The organism is Microbacterium sp., assembly GCF_043427715.1.
Taxonomy (GTDB): Bacteria; Actinomycetota; Actinomycetes; order Actinomycetales; family Microbacteriaceae; genus Microbacterium.
This window is the reverse complement of record NZ_JBHWTD010000040.1, coordinates 1-22172: the sequence shown is the minus strand read 5'-3', so window position 1 is coordinate 22172 and position 22172 is coordinate 1. Positions and strand designations below refer to the sequence as shown.

At 66.3% G+C, this 22172-nt stretch carries 33 protein-coding genes; 32 read left to right on the top strand and 1 reads right to left on the bottom strand.

Going from position 1 to position 22172, the window contains the following annotated elements:
• Positions 1-38: 38 nt before the first annotated feature.
• The 26 genes from ACHFGS_RS03935 to ACHFGS_RS03810 all read left to right on the top strand — a co-directional run bounded on the left by ACHFGS_RS03935 (position 39) and on the right by ACHFGS_RS03810 (position 17227).
• Positions 39-2135, top strand: coding sequence for a hypothetical protein (locus tag ACHFGS_RS03935; protein WP_394289161.1), 2097 nt, complete (start codon positions 39-41; stop codon positions 2133-2135).
• A gap of 208 nt (positions 2136-2343) precedes the next feature.
• Positions 2344-3732, top strand: coding sequence for a sugar transferase (locus ACHFGS_RS03930; protein ID WP_394278992.1), 1389 nt, complete (start codon positions 2344-2346; stop codon positions 3730-3732).
• A 402-nt stretch (positions 3733-4134) separates the two neighbouring features.
• Positions 4135-4443, top strand: a complete 309-nt coding sequence (gene rpsJ / locus ACHFGS_RS03925; protein ID WP_106816553.1) for a 30S ribosomal protein S10 — start codon at positions 4135-4137, stop codon at positions 4441-4443.
• A gap of 8 nt (positions 4444-4451) precedes the next feature.
• Positions 4452-5111, top strand: coding sequence for a 50S ribosomal protein L3 (rplC, locus tag ACHFGS_RS03920; RefSeq protein ID WP_394278991.1), 660 nt, complete (start codon positions 4452-4454; stop codon positions 5109-5111).
• A gap of 2 nt (positions 5112-5113) precedes the next feature.
• The gene (gene rplD, locus ACHFGS_RS03915) at positions 5114-5776 is read left to right on the top strand and encodes a 50S ribosomal protein L4 (protein ID WP_394278990.1); all 663 of its coding nucleotides are present in this window, start codon (positions 5114-5116) and stop codon (positions 5774-5776) included.
• Positions 5773-6069 carry a 50S ribosomal protein L23 gene (rplW, locus tag ACHFGS_RS03910; RefSeq protein ID WP_283716012.1) on the top strand — a complete coding sequence of 99 codons (297 nt, stop codon included), beginning with the start codon at positions 5773-5775 and terminating at the stop codon, positions 6067-6069. Before rplD ends, rplW begins: the two co-directional genes overlap by 4 nt.
• A gap of 24 nt (positions 6070-6093) precedes the next feature.
• Positions 6094-6933, top strand: coding sequence for a 50S ribosomal protein L2 (rplB, locus tag ACHFGS_RS03905; protein WP_394278989.1), 840 nt, complete (start codon positions 6094-6096; stop codon positions 6931-6933).
• Between the two features lie 12 nt (positions 6934-6945).
• Positions 6946-7227, top strand: coding sequence for a 30S ribosomal protein S19 (gene rpsS, locus ACHFGS_RS03900; protein WP_018187348.1), 282 nt, complete (start codon positions 6946-6948; stop codon positions 7225-7227).
• Positions 7228-7267: 40 nt separating this feature from the next.
• Positions 7268-7663, top strand: a complete 396-nt coding sequence (rplV, locus tag ACHFGS_RS03895) for a 50S ribosomal protein L22 (protein WP_394278988.1) — start codon at positions 7268-7270, stop codon at positions 7661-7663.
• Positions 7663-8421 (top strand): 30S ribosomal protein S3, encoded by a 759-nt coding sequence (gene rpsC, locus ACHFGS_RS03890; RefSeq protein ID WP_394278987.1) that lies wholly within the window; start codon positions 7663-7665, stop codon positions 8419-8421. The genes rplV and rpsC overlap by 1 nt, the downstream gene beginning before the upstream one ends.
• Positions 8421-8840 carry a 50S ribosomal protein L16 gene (gene rplP / locus ACHFGS_RS03885; protein ID WP_184215346.1) on the top strand — a complete coding sequence of 140 codons (420 nt, stop codon included), beginning with the start codon at positions 8421-8423 and terminating at the stop codon, positions 8838-8840. Before rpsC ends, rplP begins: the two co-directional genes overlap by 1 nt.
• Positions 8840-9154, top strand: a complete 315-nt coding sequence (gene rpmC / locus ACHFGS_RS03880; protein WP_394278986.1) for a 50S ribosomal protein L29 — start codon at positions 8840-8842, stop codon at positions 9152-9154. The genes rplP and rpmC overlap by 1 nt, the downstream gene beginning before the upstream one ends.
• Positions 9154-9474: a 30S ribosomal protein S17 gene (gene rpsQ / locus ACHFGS_RS03875; protein ID WP_394278985.1), complete on the top strand. Its 321-nt coding sequence runs from the start codon at positions 9154-9156 to the stop codon at positions 9472-9474. Before rpmC ends, rpsQ begins: the two co-directional genes overlap by 1 nt.
• A gap of 3 nt (positions 9475-9477) precedes the next feature.
• The gene (gene rplN / locus ACHFGS_RS03870) at positions 9478-9846 is read left to right on the top strand and encodes a 50S ribosomal protein L14 (RefSeq protein WP_394278984.1); all 369 of its coding nucleotides are present in this window, start codon (positions 9478-9480) and stop codon (positions 9844-9846) included.
• Positions 9847-9848: 2 nt separating this feature from the next.
• Complete coding sequence (gene rplX, locus ACHFGS_RS03865; RefSeq protein ID WP_394289160.1) at positions 9849-10208, top strand: 50S ribosomal protein L24; 360 nt, start codon at positions 9849-9851, stop codon at positions 10206-10208.
• Between the two features lie 2 nt (positions 10209-10210).
• Positions 10211-10828 (top strand): 50S ribosomal protein L5, encoded by a 618-nt coding sequence (rplE, locus tag ACHFGS_RS03860; RefSeq protein ID WP_394278982.1) that lies wholly within the window; start codon positions 10211-10213, stop codon positions 10826-10828.
• A gap of 133 nt (positions 10829-10961) precedes the next feature.
• Positions 10962-11360 carry a 30S ribosomal protein S8 gene (gene rpsH / locus ACHFGS_RS03855; protein ID WP_394278981.1) on the top strand — a complete coding sequence of 133 codons (399 nt, stop codon included), beginning with the start codon at positions 10962-10964 and terminating at the stop codon, positions 11358-11360.
• A gap of 6 nt (positions 11361-11366) precedes the next feature.
• Positions 11367-11903, top strand: a complete 537-nt coding sequence (gene rplF / locus ACHFGS_RS03850) for a 50S ribosomal protein L6 (RefSeq protein ID WP_394278980.1) — start codon at positions 11367-11369, stop codon at positions 11901-11903.
• Between the two features lie 2 nt (positions 11904-11905).
• Positions 11906-12265, top strand: coding sequence for a 50S ribosomal protein L18 (gene rplR, locus ACHFGS_RS03845; protein ID WP_394278979.1), 360 nt, complete (start codon positions 11906-11908; stop codon positions 12263-12265).
• Positions 12262-12945: a 30S ribosomal protein S5 gene (rpsE, locus tag ACHFGS_RS03840; RefSeq protein ID WP_394278978.1), complete on the top strand. Its 684-nt coding sequence runs from the start codon at positions 12262-12264 to the stop codon at positions 12943-12945. The genes rplR and rpsE overlap by 4 nt, the downstream gene beginning before the upstream one ends.
• Positions 12945-13130 carry a 50S ribosomal protein L30 gene (gene rpmD / locus ACHFGS_RS03835; RefSeq protein WP_394278977.1) on the top strand — a complete coding sequence of 62 codons (186 nt, stop codon included), beginning with the start codon at positions 12945-12947 and terminating at the stop codon, positions 13128-13130. Before rpsE ends, rpmD begins: the two co-directional genes overlap by 1 nt.
• Positions 13130-13693 carry a 50S ribosomal protein L15 gene (gene rplO / locus ACHFGS_RS03830; protein WP_394278976.1) on the top strand — a complete coding sequence of 188 codons (564 nt, stop codon included), beginning with the start codon at positions 13130-13132 and terminating at the stop codon, positions 13691-13693. The genes rpmD and rplO overlap by 1 nt, the downstream gene beginning before the upstream one ends.
• A 100-nt stretch (positions 13694-13793) precedes the next feature.
• On the top strand, positions 13794-15119 hold the full coding sequence (secY, locus tag ACHFGS_RS03825) for a preprotein translocase subunit SecY (protein WP_394278975.1): 1326 nt from the start codon (positions 13794-13796) through the stop codon (positions 15117-15119).
• A complete protein-coding gene (locus ACHFGS_RS03820) occupies positions 15116-15709 on the top strand; it encodes an adenylate kinase (protein WP_394278974.1) in 594 nt (197 codons plus the stop codon). Before secY ends, ACHFGS_RS03820 begins: the two co-directional genes overlap by 4 nt.
• Positions 15709-16542 (top strand): type I methionyl aminopeptidase, encoded by an 834-nt coding sequence (gene map / locus ACHFGS_RS03815; protein ID WP_394278973.1) that lies wholly within the window; start codon positions 15709-15711, stop codon positions 16540-16542. Before ACHFGS_RS03820 ends, map begins: the two co-directional genes overlap by 1 nt.
• Before the next feature lie 10 nt (positions 16543-16552).
• Complete coding sequence (locus ACHFGS_RS03810; protein WP_394278972.1) at positions 16553-17227, top strand: DsbA family protein; 675 nt, start codon at positions 16553-16555, stop codon at positions 17225-17227.
• 123 nt (positions 17228-17350) lie between these two features.
• On the opposite strand, the gene ACHFGS_RS03805 is transcribed toward ACHFGS_RS03810, so the two are convergent.
• Positions 17351-18073 carry a hypothetical protein gene (locus ACHFGS_RS03805; RefSeq protein WP_394278971.1) on the bottom strand — a complete coding sequence of 241 codons (723 nt, stop codon included), beginning with the start codon at positions 18071-18073 and terminating at the stop codon, positions 17351-17353.
• Between the two features lie 668 nt (positions 18074-18741).
• Here ACHFGS_RS03805 and infA point away from each other — a divergent pair.
• The 6 genes from infA (at position 18742) to rplQ (ending at position 21849) form a co-directional block, all read left to right on the top strand.
• Entirely contained in the window at positions 18742-18963 is a 222-nt protein-coding gene (gene infA / locus ACHFGS_RS03800) for a translation initiation factor IF-1 (protein ID WP_017201569.1), read from the top strand.
• A gap of 66 nt (positions 18964-19029) precedes the next feature.
• Positions 19030-19146, top strand: coding sequence for a 50S ribosomal protein L36 (gene rpmJ / locus ACHFGS_RS03795; RefSeq protein WP_005050492.1), 117 nt, complete (start codon positions 19030-19032; stop codon positions 19144-19146).
• Positions 19147-19294: 148 nt separating this feature from the next.
• On the top strand, positions 19295-19669 hold the full coding sequence (gene rpsM / locus ACHFGS_RS03790; protein ID WP_394278970.1) for a 30S ribosomal protein S13: 375 nt from the start codon (positions 19295-19297) through the stop codon (positions 19667-19669).
• Positions 19670-19703: 34 nt separating this feature from the next.
• Positions 19704-20102 carry a 30S ribosomal protein S11 gene (gene rpsK, locus ACHFGS_RS03785; RefSeq protein ID WP_394278969.1) on the top strand — a complete coding sequence of 133 codons (399 nt, stop codon included), beginning with the start codon at positions 19704-19706 and terminating at the stop codon, positions 20100-20102.
• A 122-nt stretch (positions 20103-20224) separates the two neighbouring features.
• A complete protein-coding gene (locus ACHFGS_RS03780; RefSeq protein WP_394278968.1) occupies positions 20225-21214 on the top strand; it encodes a DNA-directed RNA polymerase subunit alpha in 990 nt (329 codons plus the stop codon).
• A gap of 56 nt (positions 21215-21270) precedes the next feature.
• On the top strand, positions 21271-21849 hold the full coding sequence (gene rplQ, locus ACHFGS_RS03775; protein ID WP_394278967.1) for a 50S ribosomal protein L17: 579 nt from the start codon (positions 21271-21273) through the stop codon (positions 21847-21849).
• Positions 21850-22172 lie beyond the last annotated feature (323 nt).

The following is a 22172-nucleotide window of genomic DNA, read 5'->3' as shown; positions in this document are numbered from 1 at the left end:
GCGCGTCAGTCTGCCTCTTTGAGCAGAGGAGATACTCGATGGAGTTCGCGCGCGGAATCACCACGGTGAGTGGACGACGGCACCGACAGGCCGTAGCGCTGTCCTTGTCGGCTGTCCTCGCTGTCAGTCTGATGGCGGGTAGCTCACAAGCGGCGGCCGCAAAGGTCGCGCCGGGTATTTCTGCAGGTGTCACGGCGGCCGCGTCGAAAAGCGTGGGTTTGCCGCGCACTGCGAAAGCGGTGGCGACGATCGACGGGTGGACCCTGGCCGGTCCTTCGGAGATCGGCGAGGTCGCGCCCGAGGTGGGGAGCGTCAAGTCCGGTTCCGTCGCGCTCGGAATCGATGCGCCCGTGATCGCCAAGACCACGACGGCGGCCTCCACCGAGGTGGAGGTGCAGCCGGGGACCACGTACTCCTTCTCCGCTTACGTTCGGCTTCAATCCAAGACGACAAAGTCGGTCGCCATGCGCTTCGCGCTCGATCGCACTCCCATCCGGGTTCCGAAGCTGAACGCGCGATGGAAGCAAGTTACCGGCATCGTCACGACGGGGCCGAAGCAGACGACGATGGATGTCGGCATCCGGGTGAGCCGGGCCGTGAGAGGTCTGTCGATCGACGCGGTGCGACTCGTCGCGCGATCAGGACCGACCAAGGGGGTGAACGTGATCCCCAACCCGTCTTTCGAATCCGTGGTGGCGAAACGCGGCATCGTCAGCTCCTCCCTCGTCATGACCACGCCGGCGGCCGCTGTCGCTGTGGCGATGCCTGTCGGTAAGCCCGTGCGCTGGAGCGTTACCCGCAGTGGCAAGAAGGTCAAGAGCGGAGTCATCAAGCGAGCCGCGGCATTGTCGTCCATCCCCCTGGTGGGCGTGAAACAGGGGCTCTACACCCTCCGGGTGCGCGGTGGTGATGGAAAGCTGACCAAGACGACGATCGCCATTGTGGACAGCCCCACTCCGTGGATCGCGAAGGATCCGCGCGCTGGCGTCGGGCTTCACGTCGAAAATGACCTGTACGACGACGCGGCTCGTTACACCCGTGCGCTCGGCATCTCGCACGCCCGCAGCGATGTGCGGTGGAACCGAGTGGAGAAGGCGAAAGGTGTCTATGACTGGAGCCTCTACGACGAGGACTTCCAGCGGCTGAACGCGCAGGGCGTCGGAGTTCTCGCCATCGCGGGGTATGGAAATCCGGCGTACGGCAAAGCGAACGCCGGTGCGCCTCGGAACGCGACGGGTTATCGGGCGTACGGCAACTACGCCGCGGCTATGGCGAAGCGATATGACCTTGCCGGCATCGAGGTCTACAACGAGTTCAACTGGACCCACAATGAATCGAACTGCCGGAGCGCCGCCTGCTACGTTCCGCTCGCGAAGCGTGTGGACAAGATGCTTGCGACCGTCGATCCGAAGCTCCCGGTAGTCGTGGGTGGAACGGCGAAGTATCCGGCCTCCTGGTTCAAGAGCCTGTGGCAGCGGGGCGCGCTGAAGTTTGCGAACGCCGTCAGCTTCCACCCGTACGAGAAGACCGGCAAGCCCGAAGAGATTCGGACGCTCGTCCGACAGTCGCGGGCCAGCATGAAGAAGTACGGCAAGTCGACCCGCCCGGTGTGGATCACCGAGCTCGGGACATCGGCGGCAATCGGGAATCGCACGACGACAGAGCAGGCCTCGATCCTGATGCGCAGCACGGTGTCTGCATACGCCGGCGGCGCCTCTCGCTTCTACTGGTACAACCTGATCAACGACGGCACCGATCGGCGTGAGCACTTCGACAACTTCGGACTCTACGAGCACCCGACGTCAGGAGTGGCGGCCGTTGCGCCCAAGCCGGCCGCGTTCGCGCAGGCTCTGATGACGACGCAGCTCGGTGGTCGAAAGTATCGAGCTGCCGAGAGGGTCGGTGCGGGTGTGGTCTCTCACGCGTTCGGAACGACGAAGAACTCCGTTCGCGTGGTTTGGGCGCCCAAGGGCAAGAAGACTGCCACAATCCGCACCTCGAGGCCGGTCGTCGTTGTGAACTTCGACGGGACGACTCGGACGGTAAAGCCGAAGCGCGGTGTGGTGAAGATCAGTGTCACGAAGAATCCCGTGTTCGTTCGCTCCGGTGCGGCAACCGCTGGGGTCACACGATGACCGCCGACCGCAGAGGACGCGCGTCCGCCCGCCGGTAATATTTCGGCGGGGGGCACAGGGGGATCCAATGCTGAGGAAATCGCCAGTGAGGACGAAGGGGCTGTCCGCCCGGAGGCGTCGTAAGAACGCCGATCGGCGGGTGGGAGCGGCTCCGCGGCTCGTCCGGGCACGCCGCTCGTCCCGAGACTGGCCCGCTAAGTACGGCGCGATGGTTGCCTACAGCGACCTGTTCATGATCGCAGCGACCCTCGGCGCTTTCCGATCGTTCGGTTTGCCTGGAAATCAGAGCGACGTCACTTGGCCAGGCGGACCGACCATCTCCTACTCATCCGCGCTGGTCACGGTCGGAATCGTGTGGGCGGTGGCCATGGCGGTCTTCGAGACGCGCGATCGCAACATCGTCGGCAGCGGAGAGCAGGAATACCGCCGGATCGTCAGCGCGACGGTCGCGGTCTTCACCGTCTTTGTGACGGCGGCGTTCTTCCTGCGCATCGAGGTGGCGCGCTCTCTCTTCCTCATCGCGATGCCGGTCGGCTTGGTCGTGCTGATCGGATCGCGCGCTCTCTGGCGCCTGTGGCTTCGGCGCCAGCAGCGGTCGGCCCGCTACGTCTACCGGGCACTTGTCGTGGCCGAGCCGGCGAAAGCCGCGTCCATCATCCGGGCGATCCGACGCTCGGAGAACTCCGGATTCGACATCGTGGGTGTGGTCAGCACGGGACGTGTGGAAGCGTCGATTGCCGGGATTCCGGTGGTCGGTGGGTTCTCGAATGCGATTGAGGCCATGGATCTCACTGACGCCGACACCGTCATCCTCGCGGGCGCCGACGAGTTGAGGCCCGAGACCGTGCGGCGCCTCGGCTGGGACGTCGCGGACCGAAACGGCAATCTCGTCGTCGCCCCAGCGCTCACGGACATCGCTGGTCCTCGCATCCACTCCCGCCCCGCGGCGGGCCTCCCGCTCGTTCACGTGGAGTTCCCGCGGTTGGAAGGCGTGCGTCGCTTCGCCAAGCGCGCGTTCGACCTTGTAGCCGCAGTGATCTTGTTGGTCATCTTCCTCCCCCTGATGATCATCGTCGCCGTGGCGATTCGGGTCGAGACTCCGGGGCCCGTGATATTCCGCCAGGCCCGTGTCGGGCTGGAGGGTCGCGAGTTCGGCATGCTGAAGTTCCGGTCGATGGTGGCCGAAGCTGACGACCAGCTCGCCAGCCTCCTCGATTTGCAGGGGCGGGCAGACACGCCACTGTTCAAAGTGGAAGAGGATCCCCGCATCACCCGGGTCGGCCGGTTCATCCGGAAGCACTCGATCGACGAGCTCCCGCAGCTGATCAACGTGCTCGTCGGTTCGATGAGCCTGGTGGGGCCGCGACCGCAACGCGCTGCCGAAGTGGCGCTTTACGATGACGCTGCCCATCGCCGTCTCCGCGTCAAGCCCGGGATGAGCGGCTTGTGGCAGGTGAGCGGGCGCTCGACGCTGTCGTGGGAAGACGCCCTCCGCCTCGACCTCTATTACGTCGAGAACTGGTCCTTCACCCAGGACCTCCACATCCTTTTCCGCACGCTCGGCGCCGTCATCGCGCCCGGCAGGGCGGCGCACTGACCAGCTCGGCTGCGTCACGCCGGCGGCAACCGCTCTCTGCTCGAGATCGCGACACGCCCGGGTTTGCGACACGCCCGACGGGAACGTAGACTGTACAGGTTCCACATTCCTGCGCATTGCGCGGGATCACTGCCAGGGCAGTGCATAGGCGGCGCAACCTCCGGGTGACGCGCGATGACCTAGGCCGCGGGCAGCAGAACATCACATCCCACACCCCACCCGGAAACGGATCCGCCTGCGTGCGCGATGGGGGAGCGGATGCCGCGGGTTCTCCCGCGGATTGACATCAAAACAGCGGTGCTGCATCCCTCGCCTCCGGGCGGAGGCGAAGTGCCCGGCGCGCAAGCGCCCCGTGCGTCCAATGCCCATGAGGTACGACGCGAGAAAGAGAGTGAGCAGACAATGGCGGGACAGAAGATCCGCATTCGCCTGAAGTCGTATGACCACGAGGTCATCGACTCGTCGGCACGTAAAATCGTCGACACCGTGACCCGTGCGGGCGCGACGGTCGTGGGCCCGGTGCCCCTTCCGACCGAGAAGAACGTGATCGCAGTCATCCGTTCGCCGCACAAGTACAAGGACAGCCGCGAGCACTTCGAGATGCGCACCCACAAGCGCCTCATCGACATCGTCGACCCGACGCCCAAGGCCGTCGACTCGCTGATGCGTCTCGACCTGCCGGCTGACGTCAACATCGAGATCAAGCTCTGAGGTCGATCATGGCTGACATCAACTCCAAGGTTTCCAAGGGCCTGCTCGGCACCAAGCTCGGCATGACCCAGGTCTGGGACGAGAACGGCAAGCTCGTTCCCGTCACCGTCATCGAGGTCGCCCCCAACGTGGTGACCCAGGTGCGCACCCCCGAGCGCGACGGCTACAACGCCGTGCAGATCGCCTACGGGCAGATCGACCCGCGCAAGGTCAACAAGCCCCAGACGGCCCACTTCGAGGCCGCCGGTGTGACCCCGCGTCGCCACCTCACCGAGGTGCGTACGGCGGATGCCGCTGACTACTCACTCGGTCAGGAGCTCACCGTCGACGGCACGTTCGAGGCCGGCCAACTGGTCGACGTCGTCGGCACCAGCAAGGGCAAGGGCACCGCCGGTGTCATGAAGCGTCACAACTTCAAGGGCGTCTCGGCGTCGCACGGTGCACACCGCAACCACCGCAAGCCCGGCTCGATCGGCGCGTCGTCGACCCCGAGCCGTGTCTTCAAGGGCATGCGCATGGCCGGCCGTATGGGTGGCGAGCGCGTGACCGTCCTCAACCTCACGGTGCACGCCGTCGACGCCGAGAAGGGTCTGCTGCTCGTCAAGGGCGCCGTCCCCGGTGCTCGTGGCCGCATCGTCTACGTCCGCAACGCAGTGAAGGGTGCCTGATCATGGCTGACTCGACTCTCGCGCTCGACGTCGTGAAGGCAGACGGCAAGAAGGCCGGCTCCGTGGAGCTGCCCGCCGCGCTGTTCGACGTCAAGACGAACATCCCCCTCATCCACCAGGTCGTCGTGGCGCAGCTCGCCGCGGCTCGCCAGGGCACCCACTCGACCAAGCGTCGCGGTGAGGTTTCCGGTGCCGGCCGCAAGCCCTTCAAGCAGAAGGGCACGGGTAACGCCCGTCAGGGCTCGATCCGCGCGCCGCACATGACCGGCGGTGGCATCGTCCACGGCCCGAAGCCGCGCAACTACTCGCAGCGCACCCCCAAGAAGATGATCGCCGCCGCCCTCCTGGGTGCGCTCAGCGACCGTGCTCGTGGTGGCCGTCTGCACATCGTCGACTCCTTCGGGATCGAGGGCGCGCCGTCGACCAAGGCTGCTGTCTCGGTCCTCTCGGCTCTCGCGCCCACGAAGAACGTCCTGGTCGTCATCACCCGTGATGACGAGCTGAGCATCAAGAGCGTCCGCAACCTCGCGTACGTCCACGTGCTGACGTTCGACCAGCTCAACGCTTACGACGTGCTCGTCTCGGACGACATCGTCTTCACCAAGGCCGCCTACGACGCGTTCGTCGCTGCGAAGGCCGGCGTCACCGAGGAGGTCTCGGCATGACCGTCAACAAGGACCCGCGCGACATCATCCTGAAGCCGGTCGTCTCGGAGAAGAGCTACGGACTCATCGACGAGGGCAAGTACACCTTCCTGGTGGACCCCCGCGCCGACAAGACCGAGATCAAGCTCGCCATCGAGAAGATCTTCGGCGTCAAGGTCGCTTCGGTGAACACCCTCAACCGACCGGGCAAGGCCCGCCGCACCCGCTTCGGCACCGGCAAGCGCAAGGACACCAAGCGCGCCATCGTGACCCTGAAGTCGGGCACCATCGACATCTTCACGGCCGTCGGCTGACAGCTGGGATAGAGGACTAGAGACATGGCTATTCGCAAGTACAAGCCCACGACCCCCGGTCGTCGCGGTTCGTCGGTTGCCGACTTCGCTGAGATCACCCGATCGACGCCGGAGAAGTCGCTCCTTCGCCCGCTTTCGAAGACCGGTGGCCGCAACAACCAGGGCCGCATCACGACCCGTCACATCGGTGGTGGCCACAAGCGCCAGTACCGCGTCATCGACTTCCGTCGTAACGACAAGGACGGCATCAACGCCAAGGTCGCTCACATCGAGTACGACCCCAACCGCACCGCACGCATCGCGCTGCTGCACTACTTCGACGGCGAGAAGCGTTACATCATCGCGCCGAACAAGCTGCAGCAGGGTGACATCGTCGAGTCGGGTGCCGGCGCGGACATCAAGCCGGGAAACAACCTCCCGCTGAAGAACATCCCCACCGGTACCGTCATCCACGCCATCGAGCTCCGTCCCGGCGGCGGCGCGAAGATGGCGCGTTCGGCCGGTGCGTCGGTCCGCCTCGTCGCGAAGGACGGCCCGTACGCCCAGCTGCGTCTGCCCTCGGGCGAGATCCGCAACGTCGATGCGCGCTGCCGCGCGACCATCGGCGAGGTCGGCAACGCCGAGCAGTCGAACATCAACTGGGGCAAGGCCGGCCGCAAGCGCTGGAAGGGTGTCCGCCCGACCGTCCGTGGTGTCGCCATGAACCCGGTCGACCACCCGCACGGTGGTGGTGAGGGTAAGACCTCCGGTGGTCGTCACCCCGTCACTCCTTGGGGCCAGGCTGAGGGTCGTACCCGCCACCCCAACAAGGAAAGCGACAAGTTGATCGTTCGCCGTCGCAACGCCGGCAAGAAGCGGAAGTAGGAGTAGAGGAAGATGCCTCGCAGCCTTAAGAAGGGCCCCTTCGTCGACGAGCACCTGCTTCGCAAGGTCGTCTCGCAGAACGAAGCCGGCACCAAGAACGTCATCAAGACCTGGTCGCGTCGTTCGATGATCATCCCGGCCATGCTGGGTCACACGATCGCCGTTCACGACGGACGCAAGCACATCCCCGTGTTCGTGTCCGAGACCATGGTCGGTCACAAGCTGGGCGAATTCGCGCCCACCCGCACCTTCCGCGGCCACGAGAAGGACGACAAGAAGGGTCGCCGCCGCTAAGGCGGGGGCGCTCTCAGAGAGAGGAAGAGGAGGAGTAGTAATGGTGGAATCCATCGCACGCGTGAAGCACATCCGCGTGACCCCTCAGAAGGCTCGTCGTGTCGTCGCGCTCATCAAGGGCAAGCAGGCTCAGGAGGCTCTCGCCATCCTGAAGTTCGCTCCCCAGGGTGCCAGCGAGCCGATCTACAAGCTCGTTGCTTCGGCGGTCGCCAACGCCCGCGTGAAGGCCGACAAGGACAACGAGTTCCTGGACGAGCAGGACCTGTACGTGGCCAACGCGTACGTGGACGAGGGCACGACGCTCAAGCGTTTCCAGCCCCGTGCCCAGGGTCGCGCGTTCCAGATCAAGAAGCGCACCAGCCACATCACGGTTGTGCTCTCGACCCCCGCGGTCGCTGAGCCGGCTGCTGCCAAGGACAAGAAGGCGAGCAAGTAATGGGACAGAAGGTCAACCCGTACGGCTTCCGCCTCGGCATCACCACCGACCACGTGTCGCGTTGGTTCTCGGACTCCACCAAGCCCGGGCAGCGCTACGCCGACTACGTGGCCGAGGACGTCAAGATCCGTCGTCTGTTGACGACGTCGCTCGACCGTGCCGGCGTGAGCAACATCGAGATCGAGCGCACGCGTGACCGCGTCCGCGTCGACATCCACACCGCCCGTCCGGGCATCGTCATCGGCCGCCGTGGCGCCGAGGCCGAGCGCATCCGCACCGACCTCGAGAAGCTCACCGGCAAGCAGATCCAGCTGAACATCCTCGAGGTCAAGAACCCCGAGGCTGACGCTCAGCTGGTCGCGCAGGGAATCGCCGAGCAGCTCTCCGCACGTGTCGCGTTCCGTCGCGCCATGCGCAAGGGTCTGCAGGGCGCCCAGCGTGCCGGTGCCAAGGGCATCCGCATCCAGGTCTCCGGCCGCCTCGGCGGCGCCGAGATGAGCCGCTCGGAGTTCTACCGCGAAGGCCGTGTGCCCCTGCACACCCTCCGCGCGAACATCGACTACGGCTTCTACGAGGCGAAGACCACCTTCGGCCGCATCGGCGTGAAGGTCTGGATCTACAAGGGCGACCTCACCAACAAGGAGCTCGCTCGCGAGCAGGCCAACGCGCCCAAGTCGGACCGTCGTCGCGACGACCGTCGTGGTCCCCGCAACGACCGCCGCAACGAGGCCCCCGTCGCAGAAGGAGCGTCTGCCTGATGCTTATTCCCCGCAAGGTCAAGTACCGCAAGCAGCACCACCCCAAGCGTGACGGTGCCGCCACCGGTGGCACGAAGGTCAGCTTCGGCGAGTTCGGCATCCAGGCCCTCACGCCCGCTTACGTGACCAACCGTCAGATCGAGTCCGCTCGTATCGCCATGACGCGTCACATCAAGCGTGGCGGAAAGGTGTGGATCAACATCTACCCCGACCGTCCGCTCACCAAGAAGCCGGCCGAAACCCGCATGGGTTCCGGTAAGGGTTCGCCGGAGTGGTGGGTCGCAAACGTCAAGCCGGGTCGCGTCCTCTTCGAGGTCGCGGGCGTCAACGAGGAACTCGCTCGTGAGGCCCTGACCCGTGCCATTCACAAGCTGCCGCTCAAGGCACGCATCATCAAGCGCGAGGAGGGCGACGCGTAATGGCTGTCGGCACCAAGACGCTCGCCCCGAGCGAGCTGGACACGTTCGAAGACCAGCGCCTTGTGGAGGAGCTGCGCAAGGCCAAGGAAGAGCTGTTCAACCTGCGCTTCCAGTCGGCCACCGGCCAGCTCGAGAGCCACGGCCGCATCCGTGCGGTCAAGCGCGACATCGCGCGGCTCTACACCGTCATCCGTGAGCGCGAGCTCGGCATCCGTGCCACGCCCGCTCCGGTCGAGACGGCCACGAAGGCGAAGAAGACGAAGGCCAAGAAGGCGGATGCCGCTGACGAGGCTGCGAAGGAAGAGGCCGAGTGATGGCTGAGAAGAAGGATGCTGTGCAGGCCGGCCACGAGTCGGCCGCCCACGACGTCCGCGACGAGAACGCCCGCGGTTACCGCAAGGCGCGTCGTGGCTACGTCGTCAGCGACAAGATGGACAAGACCATCGTCGTCGAGGTCGAGGACCGCGTGAAGCACCCGCTCTACGGCAAGGTCATGCGCCGCACGTCGAAGGTGAAGGCTCACGACGAGCAGAACACCGCCGGCATCGGCGACCTCGTCCTCATCAACGAGACCCGTCCGCTCAGCGCCACCAAGCGCTGGCGCCTGGTCGAGATTCTCGAGAAGGCGAAGTAACCAATGATTCAGAACGAGTCTCGCCTCAAGGTCGCCGACAACACCGGCGCCAAGGAGCTGCTCACGATCCGCGTGCTCGGTGGCTCCAGTCGCCGTTACGCCGGCGTGGGTGACATCATCGTGGCGACCGTCAAGGACGCGATCCCCGGCGGCAACGTCAAGAAGGGTGACGTCGTCAAGGCCGTCATCGTCCGCACTGTCAAGCAGACCCGTCGTCCCGACGGTTCGTACATCAAGTTCGACGAGAACGCCGCCGTCATCCTGAAGAACGACGGGGAGCCCCGCGGCACCCGTATCTTCGGGCCGGTCGGCCGTGAGCTTCGCGACAAGAAGTTCATGAAGATCGTCTCGCTGGCACCGGAGGTCATCTGATCATGGCGCACATCAAGAAGGGTGACCTGGTTCAAGTCATCAGTGGCCGCAAGCAGGACAAGGGCGGCGACCGCGGCAAGCAGGGCAAGGTCCTCGAGGTCCTCGTCGAGCAGAACCGCGTCGTGGTGGAGGGCGTGAACTACGTCACGAAGCACGTCCGCGTCGGCCAGTCGCAGCGCGGCACCAAGACGGGCGGCCTCGAGACGATGGAAGCCCCGATCCACATCTCCAACGTGGCGCTGGTCGACCCGTCGACCAAGAAGCCGACCCGTGTCGGCCACCGCGTCGAGGAGCAGACGAAGGACGGCGTCAAGCGCACCGTTCGCGTCCGCTACGCCAAGAAGAGCGGCAAGGACCTCTGAACATGAGCAACTCAATTGACACCGCGGCTGGCCCTGCGGCCGAAGGCTCGCTTTCGGCTCGAGTCCAGCCCCGCCTGAAGCAGAAGTACCAGAGCGAGATCAAGAAGGCTCTGCAGGAAGAGTTCGGTTACGCGAACGTCATGCAGATCCCCGGTCTCGTCAAGGTCGTCGTCAACACCGGTGTCGGTGAGGCTGCGCGCGACAGCAAGGTGATCGATGGTGCGGTCGAGGACCTCACCAAGATCACCGGCCAGAAGCCCGTCGTCACCAAGGCCCGCAAGTCCATCGCGCAGTTCAAGCTGCGCGAGGGCCAGGCCATCGGTGCCCACGTCACCCTCCGCGGTGACCGTGCGTGGGAGTTCGTCGACCGTCTCGTCAACCTGTCGCTGCCCCGCATCCGCGACTTCCGCGGCCTGTCGCCGAAGCAGTTCGACGGCAACGGCAACTACACGTTCGGCCTGCAGGAGCAGTCGGTGTTCCACGAGATCGACCAGGACAAGATCGACCGCGTCCGCGGCTTCGACATCACGGTCGTCACCTCGGCGAAGACCGATGCCGAAGGCCGTGCACTCCTGAAGCACCTCGGCTTCCCGTTCACCGCGACGGACGCTCAGGCGTAATCAGGTAGAATCGATCGTTCGGCCTCGGGGCGTGCTCCGGGGCCGAACGACTGCACAACTGAATATCGCAATTCATAGAAGGTCGGCTGTCGTGTAACGGCTTCCGAAACCTCATGACTAAAGGACAACACCTATGACGATGACAGACCCGGTCGCAGATCTGCTGACCCGTCTGCGCAACGCGAACTCCGCGCACCACGACTCCGTCGCGCTGCCGAGCTCCAAGCTCAAGACTCACATCGCCGAGATCCTCCAGCAGGAGGGCTACATCGCCGGCTGGGAGGTCTCGGACGCCCGTGTCGGCCAGACCCTCACCCTCACGCTGAAGTACGGCCCGAACCGCGAGCGGTCGATTGCCGGCATCAAGCGCGTCTCGAAGCCCGGTCTCCGCGTGTACGCGAAGTCGACCGAGCTCCCCAAGGTCCTCGGTGGCCTCGGCGTGGCGATCCTGTCCACCTCCTCTGGCCTCCTCACGGACCGCCAGGCTGAGCAGAAGGGCGTCGGCGGGGAAGTCCTCGCCTACGTGTGGTGATCTGAGATGTCGCGTATTGGACGACTTCCCATCGACATCCCCGCCGGTGTGACCGTTTCGGTCGCCGGCCAGGACGTCACCGTCAAGGGCCCCAAGGGTGAGCTGTCGCTCACCGTGGCGCGCCCCATCGAGGTTGCGGTCGAGGAGAACCAGGTTCTCGTCACCCGTCCCGACGACGAGCGCGACTCGCGCGCTCTGCACGGGCTCACCCGCACCCTGATCAACAACAACATCATCGGCGTCACCCAGGGCTACACCAAGGGCCTCGAGGTCGTCGGAACCGGTTACCGCGTCGCCCAGAAGGGCACGGCGGTCGAGTTCGCCCTCGGCTTCTCGCACCCCGTCCTGGTTGAGGCTCCGGAGGGCATCACGCTCACCGTCGAGGGCAACAACAAGGTGACCGTCGCCGGTATCTCGAAGCAGGCCGTCGGCGAAGCCGCCGCCAACATCCGCAAGATCCGCAAGCCCGAGCCGTACAAGGGCAAGGGTGTGCGGTACGCGGGCGAGGTCGTGCGCCGCAAGGCCGGAAAGGCTGGTAAGTAATCATGGCTGTGAAGTCGAAGTCCGACGCCCGCTCGCGTCGTCACGCGCGTCTTCGCAAGAAGATCGTGGGCACCGAGGCGCGCCCGCGCCTCGTCGTGACCCGTTCCGCCCGCCACGTCTTCGTCCAGCTGGTCGACGACAGCAAGGGCAACACCGTGGCATCCGCATCGACCCTCGAGGCCGACCTGCGCGTGTTCGACGGTGACAAGACTGCCAAGGCCCGTAAGGTCGGCGAGCTCGTCGCCGAGCGCGCCAAGGCCGCCGGCATCGTCGACGTCGTGTTCGACCGTGGTGGCAACCGCTACGCAGGCCGCGTCGCTGCGATCGCCGATGGCGCTCGCGAGGGAGGTCTGAACCTGTGACCGAAAACAAGGAGAACGAAGTGACTGCGACCGAGCAGCCCACCACGGCTGCCGCTGAGGCGCCCGCCGAGCGCGAGCGCGAGCCGCGTCGCGGTGGCCGCGAGCGCAGCCAGACCCGCGGAGACCGCAACTCGCGCGACCGTGGCGACAACCAGTTCCTCGAGCGCGTCGTCACGATCAACCGCGTGTCGAAGGTCGTCAAGGGTGGCCGCCGCTTCAGCTTCACGGCGCTCGTCGTCGTGGGTGACGGCAACGGCCTCGTCGGCGTCGGCTACGGCAAGGCGCGCGAAGTGCCCCTCGCCATCTCGAAGGGTGTCGAAGAGGCCAAGCGCAACTTCTTCCGCGTGCCCCGCGTCGGCTCCACCATCCCGCACCCCGTGCAGGGTGAGGCCGCTGCCGGCGTCGTGCTGCTCCGTCCGGCCGCTGCCGGTACCGGTGTCATCGCCGGTGGTCCGGTTCGCGCCGTCCTCGAGTGCGCCGGCATCCACGATGTCCTCTCGAAGTCGCTCGGCTCGTCGAACACGATCAACATCGTGCACGCGACCGTCACGGCTCTGAAGAGCCTCGAGGAGCCCCGCGCCGTGGCCGCCCGTCGTGGTCTCGACTACGACGCCGTCGTGCCGAGCATCATCATCCGCAACGAGGCCAAGGCCGCAGCGGCACAGAAGGCAGGTGCGTGATGGCGAGCCGTCTGAAGGTTACGCAGGTCAAGTCCAAGGTGAGCGAGAAGCAGAACCAGCGTGACACGCTGCGTTCGCTCGGTCTGAAGCGGATCAACGACTCCGTCGTTCGTCCCGATGACGCGCAGACGCGCGGATACATCAAGACCGTCGCGCACCTCGTGAAGGTTGAGGAGATCGACTGATGGCTGAGAAGAAGGACGAGACGGTCGAGACCGTCGAGGCTCCTGCCAAGAAGCCCGCTGCCAAGAAGGCAGCATCCAAGGCGGCTGCGAAGCCTGCCGCCAAGAAGGCCGCCCCGGCCTCGCGCCCCGGCGTGCTCAAGGTCCACCACCTGCGTCCGGTCCCCGGCGCCAACGTCGCGAAGACCCGTGTCGGTCGCGGTGAGGGCTCCAAGGGTAAGACCGCGGGCCGCGGAACCAAGGGCACCAAGGCCCGCAACACCGTCAAGGTGGGCTTCGAGGGTGGGCAGATGCCCCTCCACATGCGTACGCCGAAGCTGCGCGGGTTCAAGAACCCGTTCCGCGTCGAGTACCAGGTGGTCAACCTCGACAAGCTCGCCGAGCTGTACCCGACCGGTGGCGACGTGACCGTCGCCGACCTCGTCGCGAAGGGTGCCGTCCGCAAGAACGAGAAGGTCAAGGTGCTCGGCACCGGCGACATCTCGGTCGCGCTGACGGTCTCCGTCGACAAGGTCTCGGGTTCGGCCGAGCAGAAGATCGTCGCCGCAGGCGGTTCGATCAAGTAATCGCGTCGGCAGGGGCCGGAGGATAACCTCCGGCCCCTGTTGCCGTATGTTGGAATGCGGTGCGTCCCGACGTGCCCGGCATCCCACTGGAGGAAATCCCTTGTTCAGCGCCATCGCGCGGGTCTTCCGCACTCCGGATCTGCGTCGGAAGATCGGCTTCACGCTCGGCATCATCGCGATCTACCGCTTCGGTGCGCACATCCCGACGCCGTTCGTCGACTTCCCGAACGTGCAGTCCTGCCTCGCACAGTCCGGCTCGACCGAGGGTCTGCTCTCGCTCGTCAACCTGTTCTCGGGTGGCGCGCTGCTGCAGCTGTCCATCTTCGCCCTCGGCGTGATGCCGTACATCACGGCCACGATCATCGTGCAGTTGCTGCGCGTGGTGATCCCGCACTTCGAGACGCTGTACAAGGAGGGTCAGGCCGGCCAGGCCAAGCTGACCCAGTACACCCGCTACCTCACCATCGCCCTCGCGCTGCTGCAGTCGACCACTCTGGTCACCGTCGCCCGTTCGGGTCAGCTGTTCGGCATCACCGGCATCGCCGAGTGTGAGCAGCTCCTCACCGACGAGGCCTGGTGGGCCCAGCTCCTCATGATCATGACGATGACCGCCGGTACCGGCCTCATCATGTGGATGGCTGAACTCGTCACCGAGCGCGGCATCGGCAACGGCATGTCGCTGCTCATCTTCACCTCCATCGCCGCGACGTTCCCGTCCGCGATGTGGGGCATCGCCCTGGCGCGCAGCTTCGAGATCTTCCTCCTCGTGTTGGCCGTCGGCATCCTGACCGTCGCCCTGGTCGTGTTCGTCGAGCAGTCGCAGCGCCGCATTCCGGTGCAGTACGCCAAGCGCATGGTCGGGCGGCGCACCCTCGGCGGATCCAACACCTACATCCCGATCAAGGTGAACATGGCCGGCGTCGTGCCCGTCATCTTCGCGTCGTCGCTGCTGTACATCCCCGCGCTCATCGCGCAGTTCAACGCAACGCCCGCCGAAGACGGCTCGCTGCCGGGCTGGGTCAGCTGGATCCAGTCGAACTTCACCACCGGTGACCACCCGCTCTACATGGCGGTCTACTTCCTCCTCATCATCGGCTTCACCTACTTCTACGTCGCGATCACGTTCAACCCGGTCGAGGTCGCCGACAACATGAAGAAGTACGGCGGGTTCATCCCCGGCATCCGTGCAGGCCGTCCCACCGCCGAGTACCTCGACTACGTGCTGACCCGCATCACCCTGCCCGGGTCGATCTACCTCGGCCTCATCGCTCTGCTTCCGCTCATCGCGCTGGCGACGGTCGGTGCGAACCAGAACTTCCCGTTCGGTGGCGCGTCGATCCTCATCATCGTCGGTGTGGGTCTGGAGACCGTGAAGCAGATCGACGCCCAACTCCAGCAGCGACACTACGAAGGACTTCTGCGATGACGTCGACCCCCGCTCGCCTCCTGATCATCGGACCCCAGGGCTCCGGCAAGGGCACCCAGGGTGCCCGTATCGCAGAGGCGCTGGGGATCCCGGCAGTGTCCACCGGTGACGTGTTCCGCGCGAACGTCAAAGAGGGCACCGAGCTGGGTCTGAAGGTCAAGGCGATCATCGACGCCGGCGACCTCGTTCCCGACGAGCTGACCAGCGAGATCGTGCGCGATCGTCTGGAGCAGGCGGATGCCGCGAACGGCTTCCTCCTCGACGGGTACCCGCGCAACCTCGGCCAGGTCGGCGACCTCGACGCGTTCCTCGGAGCGCGTGGCGAAGCCCTCACGGCCGTCATCGAGCTCTCCGTTCCGCGTGAGGAGTCGATCTCCCGTCTGTCGCTGCGCGCTGCCGAGCAGGGCCGCGCCGACGACAACGAGGAGTCGATCGCGAAGCGTCTTGCGATCTACGAGTCGGAGACCGCCCCGATCCTCAACGTCTACCGCGAGCGCGGTGTCGTCGACGAGATCGACGGCGTGGGCTCGCTCGACGAGATCACCGAGCGCATCACTGCGGCCCTCGCCGCGCGTGGCATCTCGGCCTGATGGCGTTCCGCCGCTCCATCTACAAGACCCCCGCACAGCTGCGGGCGATGGTCGAACCCGGTCTCATCACCGCCGCGGCGCTCGAAGCGCTCCGGCCCGCCGTCGTCGCCGGTGCCACCACGGCCGAGATCGACGCGATCGCCTACGACACCATCGTGGCCCGCGGCGCCGAGTCGAACTTCAAGCTCGTCCGCGGATACCGGCACACCACGTGCATCTCGGTGAACGAGCAGGTCGTCCACGGTATCCCCGGTGAGCGCGTGCTCCAGCCCGGCGACATCGTCTCGATCGACTGCGGCGCGCAGTTCCAGGGATGGAACGGCGACTCGGCCATCACCATCGTGGTGCCGGACCCGAGCCGGCCCGACCTCGTGGCCGCGCGTCAGCGACTGTCCGACGTGACCGAGGGGTCACTGTGGGCGGGCATCGCCGCGATGGCCTCGGCGTCGCGCGTGGGCGAGATCGGCGACGCCGTGCAGACGTACATCGAATCTTCGGGGGAGGGCTACGGCATCCTTCGCGACTATGTCGGTCACGGCATCGGCCGCAAGATGCACGAAGGCCCGACCGTCTTCAACTACCGCGTCGCCGACCTCGGACCCGAGGTCAAGCCGGGGCTCTGCCTCGCGATCGAGCCGATGGTCGTCTCCGGTGACGAGGCGACGCTCGTGGAGGACGACGACTGGACCGTCTCCACGGTGGACGGCGGCGACGGCTCGCACTGGGAGCACAGCGTCGCGGTGCATGACAAGGGCATCTGGGTGCTCACCGCGCCCGACGGAGGAGCTGCGGGGCTGGCGCCGTTCGGCGTGACGCCCGTGGCCATCGATTGAGGAGTGGGCTGTGGCAACGGCATCCGGTAAGAAGAACTGGTTCGCGATCTGGATCAGCGTCGCGGTCATCGTGGTGCTCGCGCTGGTGATCGGCCTCGTGGTGTGGATGAACAACTCCGCCTCGGCGCCTGCGGCGCGTCCCGGGAGTGCGGGGATCGACCAGGAGAGCGGTGCGATCGTCGTCGGCGGAGGCGCAGACGAGATCGACCTGTACTTCGACTTCTACTGCAGTCACTGCCAGAACTTCGAGGACGTGTACGGTGACACGATCTCGAACCTCGTGACCTCTGAGGCGGCGACCCTGAACCTGCACCCGGTGGCGCTGTCCGGCTTGAACGCCGCGTCGGGCACGGACTTCTCCAAGCGCGCATCGAACGCGCTGTACTGCGTCGCGGATGACGAGCCCGAGGCGGCGTTCCCGTTCTACGTCGAGCTGTTCGCGCTCAAGCCGTCGGGCGCGGGCCTGACCGACGAGCAGCTGACGGAACTCGCGACGGATGCCGGTGCTTCCGGCGCTGCGGACTGCATCGCGGACCGCACCTGGGACGACCTCGTCGCCGAGCAGACCACCTCGATCCCGGAGAGCCCCAGCGGCGGCGCCGGCACCCCGACCCTCGTCGTCAACGGCGAGTACGTCACCGTGACCGGCGACCCCCAGGCCGACCTGGTCGCGCGCCTGGGCTGACGGGCGGGGGTGGTGCGGCGTCGCGCTCGCCTCGAGAAACCACGCGCGGCGCGAAGCATCTGCGCTGCGATGGTTTGTCGCGCAGGATTGGTTTCTCGGCGTGGTGACGCGCCCCGTCGGGGCTTACCGGAGCGAGCGCGGGTTGCGGGTAAGGGTCGCCGCGAGCGCGGGCGACGCGGGGTAACGCGGGTGGACGCCGGCGGCCACGAGTGCGCGGGCCATGGGAGTCACCCTGCACGCGTCGCGGTACTCCCACCTCGCGAAGCCGTGCCCGTGTCGGCGGAGGCGGTCCTCGCGCCGTTTCTCGTTCCTGAGGTGGCGCTCGGCCGCCGCCGGGTCGGAGAGGTCGTACTTGCCCCAGCCGTCCGACTCCCCGAGCACACGGATGCTGCGGAACGAGAAATCGACCCGGTCGGTCACGCACTCGTAGGTGAAGACGACCTGCAGCTCTGGGCGTTCGAACCCCCCGACCTCCATGCCCGCGCGGCTGATGCTTTCGCCGGCTGATTCCGACGCGGCATCCGCTCGGGGAAGCGTCCATCGAAGGCGCCGCTTTCCGCGCTGAGAACGTTGAGCGGCCGCGCGATCCATGAGGTCTTCGCGGAGCGCGCCGGCGCGCAACGCGGCGTCGGCGACGGCGAGACCGTACCCGATCGGAAGCACGCGGATCAGGTCGAGGGCGGTGTCGTCGCGGGTGGTCGCCGCGACCCCGCCCAGGGTCGTGGTCTCGCGCCCGTCGACGGCAGTGTGCACGCAGACGTCGCCGAACCGCCGCGACGCCGCACGGTCGGGATCGAAAACGTGGATGTCTCGGGGCTCGCCGAACGTGGGCAGATCGTGCGCCACCGCGGCCGACTCGAGACACAGAATGGCGTCCGGATGCCGCTGATGAAACGCCGCGACCCGTGCGGCATACCGATCCCATGGAGAGAGTGCGGTCCAGGCTGCCGCGTCGGCGTAGATCCCGCGCCGCACACGGTGGTACCTCTCCGTTCGCACCGGGATCCCCGCGAGTCTGGCATCAGCGGCGGGAACCAGCGGCAGGGGTGAGCGCTCGAGCGGCATGTGCCCAGCGTGCTCGCCCCCGCAGGGGACCCGGGTGTGCGGGCGCTGGGCTGTGGAGAGCGCGGCCCGCCCGGGCGGTGTGCAGGGGGTGGCGTCCTGTGCGGCCTCGCGTGGACCGGCTGGCGGGGAAGCGGCATCCGCTCGCGAAAAACACTCTCGGGCGCGAGACATCATCGCTGGACTGGTTTATCGCGCTCGATTGATTTCTCGCGGGAAGCGGATGCCGCGGTGCGACAGCGCGCAGAGCGCGGGGCGCAGACGCGGGGGCGCAGAGTGCGCGGGGCGCAGAGCGCGGAGCGCAGACGCGGGGCGGCGGGGCGACACGCCCGAAGTGGCGGGGCGGGAAAATATCACCTACACTGAATCTTTGGTGCCTTGCGCCTTTCTCGGCGTGTCACCACATCCCCATCAACCGCAGACCGACCGGTCTGCCAACTGTAAGCGAGCGTATGGCGAAGAAAGACGGTGTCATCGAGATCGAAGGTGTGATCTCCGAGGCCCTGCCCAATGCGATGTTCCGCGTTGAGCTGAGCAACGGTCACAAGGTCCTCGCCACGATCTCCGGCAAGATGCGGCAGAACTACATCCGCATCATCCCCGAGGACCGCGTCGTCGTGGAGCTGTCGCCCTACGACCTCACGCGTGGTCGCATCGTCTACCGCTACCGCTGAGACCGGTCGAGAAGTAACGCCCCGCATCATCTGGTGCGTCGGCGAAGACAGCGAATCAGGAACATCATGAAGGTCAACCCCTCCGTCAAGCCCATCTGCGACCACTGCAAGGTCATCCGTCGCCACGGTCGCGTCATGGTCATCTGCAAGTCGAACCCGCGTCACAAGCAGCGCCAGGGCTGATCGGATGCCGCGTCCGCGCGGCCCCGCAAGCTCATAACTCAATACACATCTCGGCAGGATCAGAACCCGCACCGCGGGGGACACCTCGGGTCGGAGGCCCGGGCACCGATCCTGCTCCACACCTCCACTGACTCCTAGGAGACATCGCATGGCACGTCTTGCCGGCGTTGACATCCCGCGCGACAAGCGCGTGGTGATCGCCCTCACCTACATCTACGGCATCGGCCGTACCCGCTCCGTCGAGATCCTCAGCTCGACCGGTATCGATGAGTCGATCCGTGTCAAGGACCTCACCGACGAGCAGCTCGTCGCACTCCGCGACCACATCGAAGGCACCTACAAGGTGGAGGGTGACCTGCGCCGCGAGGTCGCCGCAGACATCCGCCGCAAGGTCGAGATCGGCTCGTACGAGGGTCTCCGCCACCGTCGCGGCCTCCCGGTGCGCGGCCAGCGCACGAAGACCAACGCGCGTACCCGCAAGGGTCCCAAGCGCACCGTCGCCGGCAAGAAGAAGGCGCGCTAAAGCGCGGCCGCCACAGGTTTAGGAGAACACTCACATGGCACAGGCCAAGTCCGCTGCGCGCAAGCCGCGCCGCAAGGAGAAGAAGAACATCGCGCTGGGTCACGCCCACATCAAGTCGACGTTCAACAACACCATCGTTTCGATCACCGACCCGACCGGCGCCGTCATCGCCTGGGCCTCGTCGGGTGGCGTGGGCTTCAAGGGCTCGCGCAAGTCGACCCCGTACGCCGCCGGTATGGCTGCCGAGTCCGCTGCGCGCCAGGCGCAGGAGCACGGCGTCAAGAAGGTCGACGTCTTCGTGAAGGGTCCGGGTTCGGGTCGCGAGACCGCGATCCGTTCGCTCACGGCTGCCGGCCTCGAGGTCGGCTCGATCCAGGACGTCACGCCCCAGGCTCACAACGGCTGCCGTCCCCCCAAGCGCCGCCGCGTCTGATCGCTTTTCACCGGATGCCGGGAGGTGCGCACTCGTGCGCCTTCCGGCATCCGGGACACAACTCAACACCTCTTGAAACTGCACGTGTCATATAGCGGTCACGTGACTGAAAGGAACACATAGTGCTCATTGCACAGCGTCCCACTCTTACCGAGGAGAAGATCGGCGAGTTCCGCAGCCGGTTCGTCGTCGAGCCCCTGGAGCCGGGCTTCGGCTACACGATCGGCAACGCGCTGCGCCGCAGCCTGCTCTCGTCGATCCCGGGTGCCGCGGTCACCAGCATCCGCGTCGACGGCGTGCTGCACGAGTTCAGCACGGTCCCCGGTGTCAAGGAAGACGTCACCGAGATCATCCTGAACATCAAGCAGCTGGTCGTCTCGAGCGAGCGCGACGAGCCCATCACCGCGTACCTGCGCAAGACGGGTGCCGGCGAGGTCACGGCAGCGGACATCTCCGCTCCGGCCGGTGTCGAGGTGCACAACCCCGAGCTGGTCATCGCGACGCTCAACGACTCGGCGAAGTTCGAGCTCGAGCTCACGATCGAGCGTGGCCGTGGCTACGTCTCGGCGACGCAGAACCGCAACGAGTACGCCGAGGCCGGCCAGATTCCGGTCGACTCGATCTACTCGCCCGTCCTCAAGGTCAGCTACCGCGTCGACGCCACCCGTGCCGGTGAGCGCACCGACTTCGACAAGCTCATCCTCGATGTCGAGACCAAGCCCTCGATCAGCCCCCGTGACGCCGTCGCGTCGGCCGGTCGCACGCTGGTCGAGCTGTTCGGTCTCGCCCGCGAGCTGAACGTCGAGGCCGAGGGCATCGAGATCGGCCCCGCGCCGGTCGCCGAGGTCATGACCAACGAGCTGTCGATGCCGATCGAGGACCTCGACCTGTCGGTCCGTTCGTACAACTGCCTCAAGCGCGAAGGCATCAACACGGTGTCGGAGCTCGTCGCCCTCTCGGAGACGCAGCTCATGAACATCCGCAACTTCGGTCAGAAGTCGGTCGACGAGGTGCGCGACAAGCTCGTCTCCCTCGGCCTGTCGCTGAAGGACTCGGTCCCCGGGTTCGACGGTGCGCACTTCTACGGCGGATACGACGACGAGACCGTTTGAGTCGACTCCGGCTCGCCCGGGTCTCTCGCTGACACTTTTCAACTGGAGTAAATGACATGCCCAAGCCCACGAAGGGTGCTCGCCTCGGCGGCGGCCCCGCACACGAGCGTCTGATGCTGGCGAACCTCGCCGCTTCGCTGTTCACCCACAAGTCGATCACCACGACCGAGACCAAGGCCAAGCGCCTGCGTCCGTTCGCGGAGCGCCTCGTCACGTTCGCCAAGCGCGGCGACCTGCACGCCCGTCGCCGGGTGCTGTCGGTCATCGGCGACAAGAACGTCGTGCACGAGCTCTTCGCCGAGATCGCGCCGCTGGTCGCCGAGCGTGAGGGTGGCTACACCCGCATCACGAAGGTCGGTAACCGCAAGGGTGACAACGCCCCCATGGCCGTGATCGAGCTCGTCCTCGAGCCCGTCACCCCGAAGGCGAAGTCCTCGAAGAAGGCCGCTGCCGCAGCTCCGGCTGCCGCTGCTGTCGAGGAGCCCGCCGCTGAGGAGACCGTCGAGGCTCCGGCCGCCGACGAGACCGCCGAGACCGAGGCCCCCGCGGCTGAGGCCGGCGCCGAGTCGCCCGAGGAGGGCGCCGCGGCGGAGGCTGCTGCTGAGGAAGCCGTCGAGAGCGACGACGCCAAGTAAGACTCCCTCACTGAGGGAACTCAGGGCCCGCCCCCGTTTCGGGGCGGGCCCTTTCTCGTGCCTGGGGTGTGGGGGCGCGGATGGATTGGAGGGCTGACGGGCTGCGGCGCGGCATCCGCGACGTTCGGGTGACAGTTGGGGTCGCTCGAGGGGCGCTCGGGTGGCAGTTGAGGTCGCTTCGTGGGCGGCGGTTTCAGAGTCCTAGCGCAACACCTCGTCGAGGAGGTTCGTTGTGTCGAGGAAGATTCCGTGGGCGACGCGGGCGGGCGCGGTTCGAGGGCTGATCGCGGGTCGTTCTGCGATCGAGTTCGCGCCGACTCTGG

Excerpts from the sequence above, each read along its gene's own strand:
- ACHFGS_RS03935 (WP_394289161.1), top strand. The coding sequence starts at position 39 with ATGGAGTTCGCGCGCGGAATCACCACGGTGAGTGGACGACGGCACCGA.
- ACHFGS_RS03930 (WP_394278992.1), top strand. The coding sequence starts at position 2,344 with ATGGTTGCCTACAGCGACCTGTTCATGATCGCAGCGACCCTCGGCGCT.
- rpsJ (WP_106816553.1), top strand. The coding sequence starts at position 4,135 with ATGGCGGGACAGAAGATCCGCATTCGCCTGAAGTCGTATGACCACGAG.
- rplC (WP_394278991.1), top strand. The coding sequence starts at position 4,452 with ATGGCTGACATCAACTCCAAGGTTTCCAAGGGCCTGCTCGGCACCAAG.
- rplD (WP_394278990.1), top strand. The coding sequence starts at position 5,114 with ATGGCTGACTCGACTCTCGCGCTCGACGTCGTGAAGGCAGACGGCAAG.
- rplW (WP_283716012.1), top strand. The coding sequence starts at position 5,773 with ATGACCGTCAACAAGGACCCGCGCGACATCATCCTGAAGCCGGTCGTC.
- rplB (WP_394278989.1), top strand. The coding sequence starts at position 6,094 with ATGGCTATTCGCAAGTACAAGCCCACGACCCCCGGTCGTCGCGGTTCG.
- rpsS (WP_018187348.1), top strand. The coding sequence starts at position 6,946 with ATGCCTCGCAGCCTTAAGAAGGGCCCCTTCGTCGACGAGCACCTGCTT.
- rplV (WP_394278988.1), top strand. The coding sequence starts at position 7,268 with ATGGTGGAATCCATCGCACGCGTGAAGCACATCCGCGTGACCCCTCAG.
- rpsC (WP_394278987.1), top strand. The coding sequence starts at position 7,663 with ATGGGACAGAAGGTCAACCCGTACGGCTTCCGCCTCGGCATCACCACC.
- rplP (WP_184215346.1), top strand. The coding sequence starts at position 8,421 with ATGCTTATTCCCCGCAAGGTCAAGTACCGCAAGCAGCACCACCCCAAG.
- rpmC (WP_394278986.1), top strand. The coding sequence starts at position 8,840 with ATGGCTGTCGGCACCAAGACGCTCGCCCCGAGCGAGCTGGACACGTTC.
- rpsQ (WP_394278985.1), top strand. The coding sequence starts at position 9,154 with ATGGCTGAGAAGAAGGATGCTGTGCAGGCCGGCCACGAGTCGGCCGCC.
- rplN (WP_394278984.1), top strand. The coding sequence starts at position 9,478 with ATGATTCAGAACGAGTCTCGCCTCAAGGTCGCCGACAACACCGGCGCC.
- rplX (WP_394289160.1), top strand. The coding sequence starts at position 9,849 with ATGGCGCACATCAAGAAGGGTGACCTGGTTCAAGTCATCAGTGGCCGC.
- rplE (WP_394278982.1), top strand. The coding sequence starts at position 10,211 with ATGAGCAACTCAATTGACACCGCGGCTGGCCCTGCGGCCGAAGGCTCG.
- rpsH (WP_394278981.1), top strand. The coding sequence starts at position 10,962 with ATGACGATGACAGACCCGGTCGCAGATCTGCTGACCCGTCTGCGCAAC.
- rplF (WP_394278980.1), top strand. The coding sequence starts at position 11,367 with ATGTCGCGTATTGGACGACTTCCCATCGACATCCCCGCCGGTGTGACC.
- rplR (WP_394278979.1), top strand. The coding sequence starts at position 11,906 with ATGGCTGTGAAGTCGAAGTCCGACGCCCGCTCGCGTCGTCACGCGCGT.
- rpmD (WP_394278977.1), top strand. The coding sequence starts at position 12,945 with ATGGCGAGCCGTCTGAAGGTTACGCAGGTCAAGTCCAAGGTGAGCGAG.
- rplO (WP_394278976.1), top strand. The coding sequence starts at position 13,130 with ATGGCTGAGAAGAAGGACGAGACGGTCGAGACCGTCGAGGCTCCTGCC.
- ACHFGS_RS03820 (WP_394278974.1), top strand. The coding sequence starts at position 15,116 with ATGACGTCGACCCCCGCTCGCCTCCTGATCATCGGACCCCAGGGCTCC.
- map (WP_394278973.1), top strand. The coding sequence starts at position 15,709 with ATGGCGTTCCGCCGCTCCATCTACAAGACCCCCGCACAGCTGCGGGCG.
- infA (WP_017201569.1), top strand. The coding sequence starts at position 18,742 with ATGGCGAAGAAAGACGGTGTCATCGAGATCGAAGGTGTGATCTCCGAG.
- rpmJ (WP_005050492.1), top strand. The coding sequence starts at position 19,030 with ATGAAGGTCAACCCCTCCGTCAAGCCCATCTGCGACCACTGCAAGGTC.
- rpsM (WP_394278970.1), top strand. The coding sequence starts at position 19,295 with ATGGCACGTCTTGCCGGCGTTGACATCCCGCGCGACAAGCGCGTGGTG.
- rpsK (WP_394278969.1), top strand. The coding sequence starts at position 19,704 with ATGGCACAGGCCAAGTCCGCTGCGCGCAAGCCGCGCCGCAAGGAGAAG.
- rplQ (WP_394278967.1), top strand. The coding sequence starts at position 21,271 with ATGCCCAAGCCCACGAAGGGTGCTCGCCTCGGCGGCGGCCCCGCACAC.